11 protein-coding genes are annotated in these 15923 nt (G+C 67.4%); 8 read left to right on the forward strand and 3 right to left on the reverse strand.

Annotated elements, in window-relative coordinates:
- The 3 genes from I71_RS16720 to I71_RS16730 all read right to left on the reverse strand — a co-directional run.
- Positions 1-1218, reverse strand: a 1218-nt coding sequence (locus tag I71_RS16720) for an HlyD family type I secretion periplasmic adaptor subunit (protein WP_083897215.1), incomplete at its 3' end; no start/stop codon positions are given.
- On the reverse strand, positions 1205-3367 hold the full coding sequence (locus tag I71_RS16725) for a type I secretion system permease/ATPase (protein WP_042695978.1): 2163 nt from the start codon (positions 3365-3367) through the stop codon (positions 1205-1207). The genes I71_RS16720 and I71_RS16725, both read right to left, overlap by 14 nt.
- Positions 3368-4243: 876 nt before the next feature.
- Positions 4244-5368 carry an FAD-binding oxidoreductase gene (locus tag I71_RS16730; protein ID WP_042695979.1) on the reverse strand — a complete coding sequence of 375 codons (1125 nt, stop codon included), beginning with the start codon at positions 5366-5368 and terminating at the stop codon, positions 4244-4246.
- 178 nt (positions 5369-5546) lie between these two features.
- Here I71_RS16730 and I71_RS16735 point away from each other — a divergent pair, with 178 nt between their 5' ends.
- The 8 genes from I71_RS16735 (at position 5547) to I71_RS16770 (ending at position 15882) form a co-directional block, all read left to right on the forward strand.
- The gene (locus I71_RS16735; protein ID WP_042695980.1) at positions 5547-6425 is read left to right on the forward strand and encodes a MurR/RpiR family transcriptional regulator; all 879 of its coding nucleotides are present in this window, start codon (positions 5547-5549) and stop codon (positions 6423-6425) included.
- Between the two features lie 44 nt (positions 6426-6469).
- Positions 6470-8041 (forward strand): ABC transporter substrate-binding protein, encoded by a 1572-nt coding sequence (locus tag I71_RS16740; protein ID WP_042695981.1) that lies wholly within the window; start codon positions 6470-6472, stop codon positions 8039-8041.
- 21 nt (positions 8042-8062) lie between these two features.
- A complete protein-coding gene (locus I71_RS16745) occupies positions 8063-8989 on the forward strand; it encodes an ABC transporter permease (RefSeq protein ID WP_042695982.1) in 927 nt (308 codons plus the stop codon).
- A 1-nt stretch (position 8990) separates the two neighbouring features.
- A complete protein-coding gene (locus I71_RS16750) occupies positions 8991-9836 on the forward strand; it encodes an ABC transporter permease (RefSeq protein ID WP_049976166.1) in 846 nt (281 codons plus the stop codon).
- A 1-nt stretch (position 9837) separates the two neighbouring features.
- Positions 9838-10812: an ABC transporter ATP-binding protein gene (locus tag I71_RS16755; protein ID WP_042695983.1), complete on the forward strand. Its 975-nt coding sequence runs from the start codon at positions 9838-9840 to the stop codon at positions 10810-10812.
- Positions 10805-11779, forward strand: a complete 975-nt coding sequence (locus I71_RS16760) for an ABC transporter ATP-binding protein (RefSeq protein WP_042695984.1) — start codon at positions 10805-10807, stop codon at positions 11777-11779. The genes I71_RS16755 and I71_RS16760 overlap by 8 nt, the downstream gene beginning before the upstream one ends.
- Positions 11780-11801: 22 nt before the next feature.
- Positions 11802-13313, forward strand: a complete 1512-nt coding sequence (locus I71_RS16765) for a M81 family metallopeptidase (RefSeq protein ID WP_042695985.1) — start codon at positions 11802-11804, stop codon at positions 13311-13313.
- Between the two features lie 508 nt (positions 13314-13821).
- Positions 13822-15882 carry a sulfatase-like hydrolase/transferase gene (locus I71_RS16770; RefSeq protein WP_042695986.1) on the forward strand — a complete coding sequence of 687 codons (2061 nt, stop codon included), beginning with the start codon at positions 13822-13824 and terminating at the stop codon, positions 15880-15882.
- The last annotated feature ends 41 nt before the right edge of the window (positions 15883-15923 follow it).

Genomic DNA, 15923 nt, shown 5'->3' on the forward strand with positions numbered 1-15923 from the left:
GATCACGTCGTGCGAAACCGACAGGACCGTGCCCGGCAGCAGCCCGTAGCGGGTGAAGGGAAAGGCATCGACCTTGATTTCCGCCGGCATGCCGGGATGGAGGAAGCCGATGTCCTTGTTTTCCACCTGCACCTCGACGATCAGGGTACGGCTGGCGGGCACGATCACCATCAGCGGTTCCGCCGCCGTGACCACCCCGCCCACCGTATGGACGGCAAGCTGCTGGATCACGCCGCCGGCCGGCGCGGTCAGAAGCTGGCGCTCCCGCCGCCGCGCCGCCTTGGTCAGTTCCTGGCGCAAGGCGGCGGCGCGCTTCTCGGCATCGGCGAGGTCGGCCATCGCCTTGCCGTCGAACTCCGCCGTCACCCGCCGCCGCTCGTCGGCCAGCCCCTTCAGGGCCGCTTCGGCCTCGGCCTCGCGGTTCTTCGCGGCGACAGCGCCATATTCGACCTCGGCAAGCTCCTTCTCCAGCTCCAGCAGGTCGAAGCGCGGGCTGTAGCCGCGCTGGGACAGGTTCCGCTTGGCCTGCACCTGTTCACGGATCAGCGGCAGGGTGGCGCCCAGCCGCGCCTTCTCCGCGGCCAGCGCCGCGATCTCCGCCCGGCGCTGGCGCTCCTGGCTGCCGAGGGCGTCGAGCGCGGCATCGCGTGCCGTCAGTTGGTTGGCGAGGATCGAGCGCTGGAGCGTCACCAGGGCGGCGTCGGCCCCCGGCCGCGGATCGAAGCCGCGCTGGCCGGCCAGCGCCGCGCGCAGGCGTGCGGCCTCGGTTTCCGCGACCGCCAGCTCCCATTCGGCACGGCCGGCGTCGGCGGCGCTGTCGGTGGGGTCGAGTTCCAGCAGGACCGCCCCCTGCTCCACCTGCTGCCCTTCGGTGACACGGATGGCGCGGACGATGCCCGGCTCCAGCGTCTGCACCAGCTTGTTGCGGTCGCTGGGGATGATGCGGCCGCGGGTGACGGCGGTGATGTCGATGTGGCCGATCCAGGCCCAGGCGACGGCGATGACGGCAAAGGCGACGATCAGCAGGGACACCGCCCTGGCGAATGGCGACGGCGGCGTGTCCATCGCCTCCAGCGCCGCCGGCAGGAATTCCAGCTCGTGTCCACGGCGCGGACGGGGCCGCGCCAGCGTGGAACGTGGTGCGGATGGCGGCGGGGGTGAAGACGGGGGCGCGGCGGCTGCCGGCGCCGGCTCGGTTGCGGTTTCAAGCGATGCCATGGCCGACCTCCGCCTGTCCGCCCGCCTGCATCCGCCACAGCACCGCATAGCGCCCACCGAGCCGGATCAGCTCGTCATGGGTGCCCTCCTCGGCGATCCGCCCCTCCTCCACCGCGACGATGCGGTCGCAGCCGCGTACGGTGGACAGGCGGTGGGCGACGATCAGCACGGTGCGGTTGGCGCAGATGCGGCGCATGTTGGCCTGGATCGCCGCCTCGCTCTCGACGTCAAGCGCGCTGGTCGCCTCGTCGAAGATCAGGATGCGGGGATCGGTGGCGAGCGCGCGGGCGATGGCGATGCGCTGGCGCTGTCCGCCCGACAGGCTGGCGCCGCGCTCGCCGATCACCGTGTCGTAGCCTTCCGGCAGGCCCAGGATGAAGCGATCGGCCCCGGCCAGCCGCGCCGCCTCGACGATCCGCTCCATCGGCATGCCGGGATCGGCCAGCGCGATGTTGTCGCGGATCGAGCGGTTGAACAGCACATTCTCCTGCAGGACGACGCCGATCTGCCGACGCAGCCACGCCACGTCCACCAGCGACAGGTCCACGTCGTCGATCAGCACCCGGCCGGATTCCGGGACGTAGAGCCGCTGCACAAGCTTGGTCAGCGTGCTCTTCCCCGATCCCGACGACCCGACGATGCCGACGGTCTCGCCCGCCTCCACCGTCAGGTCGATGCCCTGGAGCGTGAGGGAGGCATCGGGACGGTAGCGGAAGCCGACCCGGTCGAGCCGGATGCGGCCGCGGATGGCGGGCAGCGGCAGCCGCCCGGGCTTCGCCGCCGGTTCGGGCATGGTGTTGAGGATGTCGGCCAGCCGCTCCACGGAGACGCGCGCCTGCTGGAAGTCGTTCCACAGCTGGGCCAGCCGCAGCACCGGCGACGACACCCGGCCCGCCAGCATGTTCACCGCCACCAGCGCCCCGACGGTCAGGGCGCCGTCGATCACCTCCTGCGCCCCGACATAGAGCAGGGCGGCCATGGTCAGCTTGGCCACCAGCTGGACGCCCTGGCCGGCAACCACCCCCAGGCTGGAGGCACGGAAAGCGGCGCCGACATAGGCAGCCAGCTTCTCCTCCCAATGGCGGCGCATCTCCGGTTCCACCGCCATCGCCTTCAGCGTCTCGATGCCGGAGATGCTTTCGACCAGGAAGGACTGGTTCTCCGCGCCCAGGGCGAATTTCGCCTCCAGCCGCCGGCGCAGGACCGGGGTGACGGCCAGGCTGATCGCGACATAGACCGGCAGCGAGGCCAGGACGATGCCGGTCAGCGCCGGGCTGTACCACCACATCACCGCCAGGAAGACGATTGTGAAGACCAGATCGATGACCAGCGTCAGCGCCGATCCGGTCAGGAAATCGCGGATGCGGTCCAGCTCCCGCACCCGCGCCACATTGTCGCCCACGCGGCGCGCCTGGAAATAGGGCAGCGGCAGCGCCAGCAGATGATCGAACAGCCGCGCGCCCAGCGTGACGTCGACCCGGCTGGTGGTGTGCGAGAACAGATAGCTGCGCAGCCCTCCCAGCACCGTCTCGAACAGCGACACGATGACGAGGCCGATGACCAGGATGTCCAGCGTGGTCAGGCTGCGGTGCGCGAGAACCTTGTCGACCACGACCTGGAAGAACAGCGGGCTGATCAGCCCGAACACCTGCAGCATGAAGGACGCGAGCAGGATTTCCGAGAACAGGCGCCGGTATTTCAGCAGGGCCGGAACGAACCAGCCGATACCGAAGCGCACCTGCGCCAGATCCAGGCCGGCGCGCCGCGCCATCAGCACCAGTTCGCCCGACCAGGCCGGTTCGACCACCGCCCGCGGCAGCGCCAGCGGCTTCGGTTCCAGCGGGTCCTGGATCAGCACGCGGTCGCCGTCGACCTTGGCGATGATGAAATAGCGCCCGTCGCGCCGCCGTGCGATCGCCGGCAGCGGCGTGGCGGCCAGCCTGTCCCAGCGGGTGGTGACGGAGCGCGCCTTCAGGCCGAAGCGCTTTGCCGCGCGCAGGATGTCCAGCGTCTCCATCGCCCGGCCGCGGACCGCCTGATCATGACGGAGCTGTTCCGGATCGGCCGGATGCCCCATGAGGCGCAACATGACGGCAAGGCATGACAGTCCAGTGTCTGGAGTCACGCTGTCCTCAACCAGACGCGGCATTCCTCATTTCCTGGATTGGATACGGAAACCACGCCGCGTCCGCGACCACACCGCAGCCGGACCACCGCATGGAAAGCTGTGTCTTCGACAAAAAAACAGGCGATGCAGGCGCAGGATTTGCGAACCGCCTCCGTATACGAGAACGTAAAACCATTTTTGCGCCTTTTCTATCGGAGACGCCCCGCCATGGTCAACTTTAATTGTTTTTCTGATTTGTTTTCTATCTAAGATTATATTCCCTTAACTGAATAAAGTTAATGCCCGTCAACTTTTTTGATATCCACCGGGGATACTTCGCTTTTGCGCAGGCAATGGCACATTCAGCCGTTGAGTTGGCATCTGCAGCCACAATCTTCCGATCCGGCCGATCTTCGCGCCATCGCCGACCGACTGCGCAGCTGTCCATTTCGCCATTGACGCCATCCCGCCCTGCGCCCGTGGTCTGGCAGCAACCATAAGGAGTTGCGCCGGCTTGGGCGGCAGCTGAACTGGGCTTCGAGCGGAGCGGAGGGGGCGGCAAGGGTCGTGAGAGGAGATGACGAACCGGCGGATCGGCCGGGGGCACGATCACTCACGGGGATCAAGCGCCACCGGTCGCGATGGGGCGATAACGGTGTCGATCCGCGCAAGCCTTCAAGGCCAGCAGCCTGAGGATGCGACAACCAGCCGCACCTATGAAATCGTCCTGCCCGGCCGACCGGCGGGGATTTCCCTATTGCGCCGGTAGAGCCGTCATTCCGTGCCCGACAAGTTCTGACTTGACGAACCGGGTATCGTCTGCGAGTGCGGACGAGCGCCGACTGTCGCCAAGCCTGCGTCGCGTGTGAACGCAGCGATCGGAATTCATCCGACCACGTATCGACCGCGTCGGCTCGGTCAGGATCGGCACCGGGCGGGTGAAAGATCGGCGGCATCGACGCCCGCGGCCGCGGCATCGGCAGGGACGGTCCCGCCGGTGGCCAACGCCGCGGCGATACGGGCAAGCGTCGGCGCCATCATGATCCCGTAGCCGCCCTGCCCGATCAGCCAGAAGAACCCCGCCAGTTCCGGATCGAAGCCGACGACCGGACTGGCGTCGGCGACGAAGCTGCGAAGTCCCGCCCAGGTGCGCGGCGCCTTGCGGACGATGACCCTGGTGTGGGTCTCCAGCCACTCGACGAGCATGGCGACGTCCATGTCGTCGGGCTGGATGTCCTGTGGCTCGACCGGGGTTTCATCGGCGAGCGAGGCCATGACGCGGCCGCCGTCGGGCTTCAGATAGGGCGCGTCGCCAATGAATTCGACCAGAGGCATCCCGTGAAGATCGATCTCCTCCGGGCCATCGACGACGAGCGCGGTGCGGCGCTTGGGCACGAGACCGACCGGGCGGGCGCCGGCCAGGCGGGCGACAGCATCGCCCCACGCCCCGGCGGCGTTCACCACGGCCGCCACCGGGATCTCCTCGCCGCCGGCCGTCACCCGCCAGCCCTGGCCGTCGCGCGTCAGCGCGCTGACCGGCTGGGCGCGCCGGATGTCGCCGCCGCGCTGCCGGAACCCACGCAGGAACCCCTGGTGGATGGCGGCCACATCCATGTCGGTCACGCCCGGTTCGAAGGCGGCGGCGGCGACCAACTCGGGACGGACCAGAGGGGCGAGGCGCAAGGCCTCGGCAACCGGAATGGGGTGGATGGGATCGCGCTCGGTGCCGTTGGTCAGAAAGGCGGCAATCTCGGCCTCGTCGCCTGGCTTGAACAGTGTGAGCGCCCCCCGCGGCGACAGCAGCGGCGCCTCGGCGAAGCCGTCCGGCGGCGCTTCGAAGAAGGCGCGGCCGACGGCATTGATGCGCCGGACGAGGGCCGATCCGAAGTTCGGCGTGTAGAGCGCCGCTGACCGCCCCGTCGAATGGTATCCCGGCTGGCTCTCGGCTTCGATCAGAACGACGCGCGCCCGGCTTTGAAGCTCGTAGGCCACCGACGCACCGGAAATGCCCGCACCGATCACCGCAAAATCATACGTCGCCATGCCGTCCCATCCGGGTTGACGTCCATCCTTCCGCGTCCGACCCGTAAGGATAGCGGCGGACGGCGCGGTCTCTCTGCCTGACCAGATCACCGCATCGTCGCTTTCTTTGCAAGTAAATAAAAATTGTTTGACGGTATGAAAGAAAACTATCAGCCTTGATGCGAAAGGAGGCCCGCGGATGGAAGGAACCATACGGGACAGGCTGCGCACCTGCCTGACGACCGGCTCGAAAGCCGACCGGGCCTTGGCCAGCTACATGCTCGCCCGCACCGGCAGCGTCCCCTTCGAGACGGCCGCGACGCTGGCCGCCAAGGTGGGAGTGAGCGAGCCGACGGTCGGCCGCTTCTGCCGCTCGCTCGGCTACGCCAGTTTCAAGGATTTGAAAAGCCAGCTGAAGCAGGACATCGGCGACCGGCCCTGGTTGATCTCCGACCGGCTGAAGGCCTTCCAGGCGCGCTCGCTCGCCGGGGAGGACGCCCTGGCGCAATCGCTCCAGCTGGAGATGGCCGGCCTCGTCGCGGTCTATGAGCTGGCCCAATCGGACCAGTGGCGGCAGGTGGTCAGGCGGCTGGCCACGGCACGGCGGGTCTTCGCCGCCGGCTTCCAGACCGAGCGCGGCATGGCGCATATGTTCACCCATCAGCTGCAATATCTGCGCGACGGCGTGCAGCTGCTCGACCTCGACGGCGGCCATTTCGCCGAGCTGCTGGAGACCGACACGGCGGGCAGCGCGCTGGTGCTGTTCGAGGCCCGGCGCTATTCGCGGCTCGCCAAGCTGCTGGCCCGCGCGGCGCGCGAGCGGGACATTCCGGTCACCCTCGTCACCGACGCCTTCTGCGACTGGGGGGCGGCGCTGGCGAGCGAGATGTTCGTGGTGCCGACCGAATTCAACCTCTTCTGGGATTCCACCGCCCAGATGGCAAGCCTCATCAACCTGATGATGAACGCGATTTCCATCGAGATCGGACCCGGGGTGGAGGCCCGCATGACCAGGGTGTCCCAGCTCTACGCCCGCTTTACCGGCCATGTCGGCGATGCCGACGGGCCCGAGACGTGATCCACCGGAGAAACCACACGGCACATCGATTGGGGGAAGGCTCCATGCAGACGCTTACCAGACTAGCACTGCTCACCGTTTCCGCGCTTGCCTGTTCCTGTTCGGCGCTTCTTGCACAGGAGGCCACCTTCGCCGTCACGGCGCGCGAGGTCGGCGCCCCCTCCTACAACCCCATCACCGGCACCCGGCTGAACAGCGCCAATTCGCTGATCTTCGACCGGCTCTTGCTGCAGGACACCGACCAGAGCTTCCACGGCGCGCTGGCGACCTCGTGGGAGCAGACGCCCGACGGCATGCAGTGGACCTTCAAGCTGAAGCCGGGCGTGACCTTCCACGATGGCGAACCCTTCAACGCCAGGACCATCGAATGGTGGATCCCCAAGTTCGCCGGAACCGAAAACGCCTATATGGTCGCCAACATCGACAAGGTGGAGGTGGTCGACGACCTGACGGTGCGGTTCCTGATGAAGGCGCCGGACCCAAACCTGCTGTTCAACCTCGCCTCCTCCTTCATGGGCATCCCCGCCCCCAAGGCCTATGACGAACTCGGCGACAAGTTCGGCGTGACCGCGGCCGTCGGCACCGGCCCCTACAAGATGGCGTCCTTCACCGTCGGCCAGAGCACCGTTCTGGTGCGCAACGACGCCTATAGCTGGGGATCGGACCTGTCGGCCAACCGCGGTCCGGCCAAGATCAAGACGATCACCGTGCGCGAGATCGCCGAGGATTCCACCGCCTTCCTCGAACTCCAGACCGGCGGCGTCGACCTGCTCTACACGGTGCCGACCGACTTCCTGCCCCGCCTCAAGGCCGAGAAGTCGGTCAAGGTGATGATGATTCCCGGCACCGAGATCGTCTATATGCCGATCAACGTCACCGTGGAGCCCTTCACCGACATCAGGGTGCGGGCGGCCGCCGCCTACGCCGTCAACCAGAAGGCCATCTGGCAGACGCTCTATGGCGGCGTCGGCGCCCCGGCGAACAGCTTCCTGATTTCGTCCCTTCAGGAATCCAGGATCGACCCGAAATATGCCATCGCCTACGACCCCGACCGCTCGAAGAAGCTCCTCGACGAGGCGGGATGGACGGCCGGGCCGGACGGCGTCCGGGTGAAGAACGGCCAGAAGCTTCAAGTGAAGCTGTGGACCTCCAACGGCACCGAGTTCAAGCGCATCACCGAAGCCGTCCAGGCCCAGCTGAAGGACGTCGGCATCCAGGCGGACATCACCGTCTTCGATTCCTCCTCGATCAACGCCCAGTACAAGAAGAAGACCGAACACCAGCTGGCGGTGCGCTCCTATTCCTGGACCAACGCCGACATCATCGACTGGTTCTTCTCGGGCAAGCGCCTCGGCTATCCGAACGTGTCGATGCTGAACGATCCGAAGGCGGAGGAGCTGAACGACCTCGCCATGACCAAGGCCAGGACCTGGGACGAGCGCGTCGCGAATTTCAAGGCGTATCACGAATACATCCTGTCGCAATACGCCTTCGCCCCGATCTACGAGCCGGCCAACATCTTCGCCTATTCCACCAGGAAGCTGAAGCTGCCGGAGACGGTGCGGGGCACCCGCCTGACCAGCCAGACCATTCTGGACGCCGAAGTGACCAAATAGACGCCGCAAGGATCAACCCGGATGTTCGGCTATTTCATCAGGCGCCTCCTGCTCCTCATCCCGGTCTTCCTCGTCATGTCGGCGGTGGTCTTCGCCATCGTGCATCTGGTGCCGGGCGACCCCATCGACAACATGCTGCAGATCGGCTCGTCGCCGGAACGGCGGGCCGAACTGACCGCGAAATTCGGCTTGGACCGGCCGCTCGTCGTCCAGTACGGCGTGTGGCTGGACCGGGCCTTCCACGGCGATCTCGGCGACGCCATCGTCCTCAAGCAACCGGTCGCCACCCTGATCCTCGCCAATCTGCCGCACAGCCTGGCGCTCGGCGGTCTGGCGCTCGCCTTTTCCGCCACCGTCGGCATCGCCATCGGCGCCCTCGCGGCCTTCTTCCGGGATGGCTGGTTCGACCGCGCAGTCATGGCCGTCATCCTGCTGGGGGCCACCATTCCCAACTTCTGGCTCGGCCTGCTGATGATCCTGGTCTTCGCGGTGGAGCTGGGCTGGTTTCCGGTGTCCGGGGCCCGCAGCGCCGACGCGCTGGTGCTGCCCGTGCTCACCGTCGGGCTGGGCGGGGTCGCGCTGATCGCCCGCGTCACCCGCGCCGCCATGCTGGACGCCGCGCGGCAGGACTTCGTCTTCATGCTGCACGCCAAGGGCTTGAGCAAGCGGCGGATCTATCTGGGCCATGTGCTGCGCCACGCGCTGCTGCCGGTCGTCACCATCCTCGGCCTGAAGATCGGCTGGGTGGTCGGCGGCGCCGTGACCATCGAGTATGTCTTCGCCCGGCCCGGCCTCGGCTCGCTCCTGATCTCCGCCCTCAACCAGCGCGACTATCCGATTGTCCAGGGCTGCCTTCTGATGCTGGGCATCGCCGTCATGCTCGGCACCCTGTTCGGCGATCTGGCCCAGGCGGCGATGGATCCCCGCATCCGCGACGGGATGCGCTGACATGGCCGTGCTGACCGCCCTCCGCACCGCCGTCTCCAGCCCGCGCGGCGCGCCGTCGGCCGCGATCCTCGCGCTGGCGGTGACGGCGGCAATCGCCGCCCCGTGGCTGGCGCCCTACCCCTATGCGGCGCAGAACCTCGCCGGCGCCGTGATGGAGCCGTCGGCCGCCCATCTCCTCGGCACCGACGAGTTCGGCCGCGACCTGCTCTCGCGCATCATCTACGGCGCGCGCGTGTCGTTGGGCGTCGCCGTCACCTCGATCTCGCTGTCGGTGACGGTCGGCCTCGTGATCGGGGCGGTCGCCGGCTATCTCGGCGGCTGGGTCGACCGGGTGCTGATGGCCGTCGCCGACGTGACCTGGTCCTTTCCGGAAATCCTCATCGCCCTCGTGCTGATCGCCATCCTCGGCCCCGGCCTGTCGAGCGCGGGCATCGCCATCGCCATCGGCTATCTCGCCCAGTTCGCCCGGCTCACCCGCAGCCAGATCATCGCCCTGAAGCGGGAGACCTATGTCGAGGCGGCGGTCAGCATCGGAGCCGGCCATGTCCATGTCCTCGCCCGCCACCTCATTCCCAACGCGCTGACGCCGGTCATCGTCGCGGGGATGCTGGCGGTCGGCGACGCCATCATCCTGGAGGCGACGCTCGGCTTCTTCGGCCTCGGCGCGCAGCCGCCGCTGCCGAGCTGGGGCGCGCTGATGAGTTCCGGCGTCGCCCAGATCTATCTGGCCCCCTGGGTCATCCTCTTTCCCGGCCTCGCCATCGCGGTGACGGTCGTCGCCATCAACCTGTTCGGCGACGCGCTGATCGACGCGCTCGCCATCCGCAACCGGCTGAAGGAGCGCTGAGATGAGCCTTCTTGCAGTCACGGATCTTTCCGTCGCCATCGGCATGGTGCCGCTCCTCGACCGGATCAGCTTTTCGCTCGACCGCGGCGAGGTGCTGGGGCTGGTCGGGGAATCGGGGTCGGGCAAGTCGTTGACGGCGATGACGCTGATGGGCCTGCTGCCGCTGATCGGCGGACGGATCACCGCCGGGCGCGCCAGCTTCGACGACTTCGACCTCACCATCCTGCCGGAGGCCAGATATCGGGCCCTGCGCGGCCGGCGCATCGCGCTGATTTCCCAGAACCCGATGACGTCGCTCGACCCGATCCTGACGGTGGGCGCGCAGATCGACCAGGCCTCGCGGCTCCATGCCGGGCTGTCGGCGGCGGCGGCCCGTGCCCGCAGCCTCGACCTCATGCATCAATTGCGCATTCCCGAGGCCGCGGCCATTCACGGCCAGTATCCGCACCAGCTCTCCGGCGGCATGAAGCAGCGCATCGTCATCGCCATGGCGCTGGCCGGCGATCCGGACCTCATCATCGCCGACGAGCCGACCACCGCTCTCGACGTCACCATCCAGGCGCAGATCATCCAGATCCTCAGCGATCTGGTGGCGGAGCGCGGCGTTGCCCTCCTCCTGATCACCCACGACATGGGCGTGGTGGCGCAGGCCTGCCACCGGGTCAGCGTCCTCTATGCCGGGCGGTGCGCCGAGACGGGGACCGTCCACGACATCTTCGCCCGGCCGCGCCACCCCTACACCAAGGCGCTGATCGGCTGCATCCCGCGGGAGGGGCAGGCGCCGGGCACCCTGGTCGGGATTCCCGGCATGGTGCCGACCGCCTTCACCTACCCGAAGGGCTGCCGCTACCATCCGCGCTGCACCGTCGCCGCAGCGGAGTGCAGGACGGAGGTGCCGGCCGGATCGATCTTGGACAGAAGCGGGGGCGGAGGCATCGTCTTCTGCCATCATCCGCTGGAGGCCGCCCATGGCTGACCGGATCCCTGACTCGATCCTGCGCTTCGATGGCGTCAGCCGCGACTTCAGCGCGCAGGCGGGCCTCTTCGGCCGCAAGCGGACCATGCGCGCCGTCGATGGCGTCACCCTCGATATCCCGCGCGGCAAGGTCACCGGCGTGGTGGGGGAGTCCGGCTGCGGCAAGTCCACGCTCGCCCGGCTCGCCCTGCATCTGCTGAAGCCCAGCGCCGGCCATGTCTATTTCGAGGGGCACGACCTTGCCGGGCTGAAGCCGGCGGCGCTGCGCCGGCAGCGCCGGCACATGCAGATGGTCTTCCAGGATCCCTATTCCTCGATCGACCCGCGCTTCACCATCCGCGACGCGGTGATGGAACCCTTCCAGGTGCACGGCATCCGCCACACCCCCGCCGAAGGCAGGGAGAAAGCCGCGCGTCTGCTGGAGATGGCCGGGCTCGACCCGCAGCTTGCCGAACGCCATCCGCACCAGCTTTCCGGCGGCCAGAAGCAGCGTGTCGGCATTGCCCGCGCGCTCGCCCTGGAGCCCGACCTGATCGTGCTGGACGAGCCGACCGCCTCTCTCGACGTGTCGATCCAGGCGCAGATCGTCGCGCTTCTGGCCGATCTCAGGAGCCGGCTCGGCCTGACCTACCTCTTCATCTCCCATGACCTCGGGCTGGTGCGGTATTTCTGTGACCGGATCGTCGTCATGTATCTGGGAGCGGCGGTGGAGATCCTGCCATCGACCGACGCTCCGCACCGCCATCCCTACACGCGCACGCTGATGGAAAGCGCCTTCCTGCCCGATCCTGAGCGGCGCCGGACCGTGACCCGGCTGAGCGGGGAAATCCCCAGCGCGTTCGAACGTCCGCCGGGCTGCGCCTTCGCCGCCCGCTGTCCGGTCGCCAGCGGCCGCTGCTATGCCGAGAAGCCGGTCCTTCCGGCCACCGATCCGCACCCGGTCGCCTGCCACCATCCGCTCGACTGACCCATCCCCCGGAGTGATCGCGATGCCCGTCACGGTGCTCACCGCTGAGTTCCAGCATGAAAGCAACAGCTTCTCCTGCCGCAAGACGGACCTGAAGGCGTTCCGCGACCGCTACTGGTACGAAGGCGAGACGGCCTTCGCCGAGCGCGGCGACGCCAACACGCCGCTCGGCGGCTTCCTCGACATCGCCCGCCGCGACGGCTGGACCGTCATCCACCCCCTCAGCACCGGGGCGACGCCGGCCGGTCCGGTGACCGAGGAGGCCTACGAACACATCGCGGGCGTCATCCTCGCCGCCGTCGCCGAAAACCGGGACAGGATCGACGGCATCCTCCTCGGGCTGCACGGGGCGATGGTGGCCGAGCATCTGGAGGATGGCGAGGGCGAACTGCTCACGCGCATCCGCGCCATCGTCGGGCCGGACATCCCCATCGGCATCACGCTGGACCCGCATGCCAACGTCACCGAAGCGATGGTCGCCCACGCGCAGATCGTCATCGGCTACAAGAGCTACCCGCATGTCGACATGCGGGAGCGCGGCGTCCAGGCGGCCTCCATCCTCGCCCGCGCCATGACGGGCGAGATCCGCCCGGTGACGCTGCGCGAGCACCGCCCGATGCTGGAGGAGGCGACCGGCGGCCGCACCGACACCGGTCCGATGGTGGAACGGCTGGCCAAGGCCGTCGCCTACGAACAGGAACCCGACGTCTTCGCCGTGTCGGTCAACGGTGGATTCGGCAACGCGGACATCGCCGAGGTCGGACCGACCGTGCTCGTCACCTGCCAGGGCGATCTTGCCGCGCACCGCGCCTTCATCCGTGGGATCGCCGACGACATCTGGAACCGGCGCAACGAGGTGGTGAACCGCTATCTGTCCGTCGAGGACGCCGCGGCGCGGGCACGGAGTTACCGGGCGACGAAGGGTCCGCTCGTCATCGCCGACTATGCGGACAATCCCGGCGGCGGCGCCTATGGCGATTCCACCCGCCTGCTGGCGGCGCTGATCGCGGCAGAGGTCGAGGATGCCTGCCTCGGCGGGCTGGTCGACCCGAAGGCGGTAGCGGCGCTTTCGCGGTGCCGGCCGGGCGAAACGGTCCGGCTCCGGCTCGGCGGCAAGACCGATCCCCGCTTCGGTGGCGGCCCCCTCGACGTCACGGCGACGCTGCTCGGCCTGTTCGCCGGCGACTATGTCGGGGAGGGACCGATGATGGCGGGTCTGAAGGGCAGCTTCGGCCCCTCGGCGGTCATCCGCATCGGCGGCATCGACGTGCTCGTCATTTCGAATGTCGCGCAGATGCTCGATCTCGGCCAGTTCCGCGCGTTCGGCATCGCGCCGGAACGCTGCCGGTCGGTCACGGTCAAGTCGATGCAGCATTTCCGCGCGTCGTTCGAGCCCATCGCCGGCGAGGTGATCGTCGCCGACAGCGGCGCGCTGTGCACGCCCGACCTGACCAAACTGCCTTACCGACACGCACGCCGCCCCATCTTCCCGCTCGACCGGGATATCCTCCAAGCCCCTGCATGTTCCGTGTGAGACACGTTTCAGGAGCTTGTCCGAGGGAAAAGGCAATATGACGGGGCGGCTCTGAAGACTGTCCCGCGACGAAACGGTGACGCCCGCGGCAGTGCGGAGAGCCGCTGCCCCGATCCCATATCCAAAACCATGTCCATGCCGACGCCGGCAGGAGACGGGGCGGTGGAACGGCCATTCGCATGCCAAGGAATGCGTCCCGAGGATTTGGAGGCGGCGCACCACGCGAAAACGGGCACCGGACCACCGCAACAATGGTTGCGGGCCGCCACCAGGCGATAGCAAAGACAAAGACACACATAAGAATTAATTTTATAGGAGACGATTATTTAAAATTTACCGTCGATACCGTTTGACGAAACTAATATTATCAAACTATCTTTAAAAATAAGCAAAATCAAAACGAAGATCACATCACCTTCTGCAGCATAAATTCAAATCCGCCTTCGCAGGCGGATTACCCATTGACGTTGCTCTTCTCCCGATATGGATTGCAAGGAACAATATTCTCATGACTGGAAACACCGACCGACCGCAGCACGCCAGCGCACGGCCCAACATCCTTCTGATCTCCGTCGATCAATACCGCTACCCGCGCTTCTCCTATGGCCCCAAAGGCGGACTGGCGGAACCGTTGAAGCGGATCCTGGGATTCCGGGGCGAGGCGGATGTAAGCGGGAACGAGTACGCCCCCTATTTCCCCGGCCTGACCCGGCTGCGCAAGAACGCGGTGGCCCTGCACAACCACACCATCGCGTCCAGCGCCTGCACCCCCAGCCGGGCGGTGATGTTCACCGGCCAGTACGGCAACCGCACCGGCGTGACCCAGACCGACGGCATGTTCAAGGACGGCAACGCGGCTCAATTCCCCTGGCTTCAGGCCGACGGTCATCCCACCATGGGCCATTGGATGCGGGCCGTCGGCTATTCCTCTCATTACTTCGGCAAATGGCATGTCAGCAACCCGGCCTGCCATTCGCTGGACCGTTTCGGTTTCTCCGATTGGGAGCTGTCCTATCCCGAACCCCATGGCGCGGCCATCAACAACCTGGGCATCTACCGCGACGCCGGATTCGCCGACAACGCCTGCCTGTTCCTGCACCGCCGCGGGCTGGCGCTGCCCTACAATTACGGTGTTTCGGCGGACGAGGCACGGCCCGGTCCCAACACCCCCGCCACCGATGCGGCCCAGCGCCCGTGGTTCGCAGTGGTGTCCTTCACCAACCCCCACGACATCGCGACATATCCCACGGTGATTTCCCAGGCATTGCCGCCGACCGACGGAAGCACGGCAAAGACCCAGCCGGTGTTCGGCCCGCTCGATGTGCCCCTCCAGGGGCAGTCGTCGTACCCGCCGACCGAGGGCACCATGTCGATGCCGCTCAACCCGCAGGGCTTCCCGCAGGATTGCGCCGGCCAGATCCCCACCTGGAACGAGGATCTGTCGACCAAGCCGTCCTGCCAGTTCGACGCCGCCTACAAGATCGGACTGGCGCTGTCCGCCAAGGCGAGCCACGGCGCCGTCAGCGCCGCCGGGGACGCGGCCGGGGCCGCCGACTGGGAGGCCGCGGTGGCGATGGCCCTGAAATTCACCATCCCGTTCCAGCTCTCCGAGGACCCGGAGGGCTACAGCATCCAACTGCTGCAATTCTACGCCTGGCTGCATTCCCAGGTCGATCCGCAGATCAACCGCGTGCTCCAGGCCCTGGAGGATTCCGGGCAGGCCGAGAACACCATCGTGATCTTCGTGGCCGACCATGGCGAGCTGGGGGCGGCCCACAACATGATGCTGGAGAAGTGGCACGTCGCCTATGAGGAGGCTGTGCATGTGCCGATGGTGGTCCGCTTCCCGACATCGATGGGCGGCGACGGGAACACGCTGAGGCATGTGCATGCGGTGACCAGCCACGCCGACCTCGTGCCCACCGTGTTGGGCCTGACCGGCGTCGACCGGACGACCCTGGACGAGGCGGCAGCCAAACTGGCCGAACGCCACACCATGGCGCCGTTGCCCGGCGTCGACCTGACCCCGGTGCTGAAGACCCCCGGCACGCCGGTGACCTACCCCAACGGCCAGCCACGCGAAGGCGTGCTGTTCATGACCGACGACGAGGTGACCCAGCCGGCCGATGGCGGCCGGCTCACCCAGCCCGACTATTATGGTGCCTACGAGGTGTACTGCCAGACCGTCGAGGCCGTGCGCACCGGCGCGTTCGGCGTCGAGAGCGTGCCGGAGCTGTCTGCCGGCCCGGTGCGCCAGCCCAACCACATCCGGTGCGTGCGCACCGAGAATGCCAAGCTGGCCCGCTACTTCGACCCGTCGGACCCGCTCCTGGTGGAATGGGAAATGTACGACCTGAACCGGGATCCGAACGAGGAAACCAATCTCGTGCAGCTGACGGGGCAGGCCCCCACGGCGCGCACCGACCTGGAGACGCTGCCCAGCTGGTACGACGTGGTCGCGGTCCAGGCCGAGGCCGACCGCCTCGCGGCCCTGCTGACCGATGTGGAGCGGCGGGCAGGGTTGGACATGCACCCGTCTGCTCCGGCGGAACGGACGGTGCCGGCGTAAAGGCGATGGCGGGAGCCTTGGAAACGAAGGCTCCCGCCACC

The organism is Azospirillum sp. B506 (assembly GCF_000333595.1).
Taxonomy (GTDB): domain Bacteria; phylum Pseudomonadota; class Alphaproteobacteria; order Azospirillales; family Azospirillaceae; genus Azospirillum.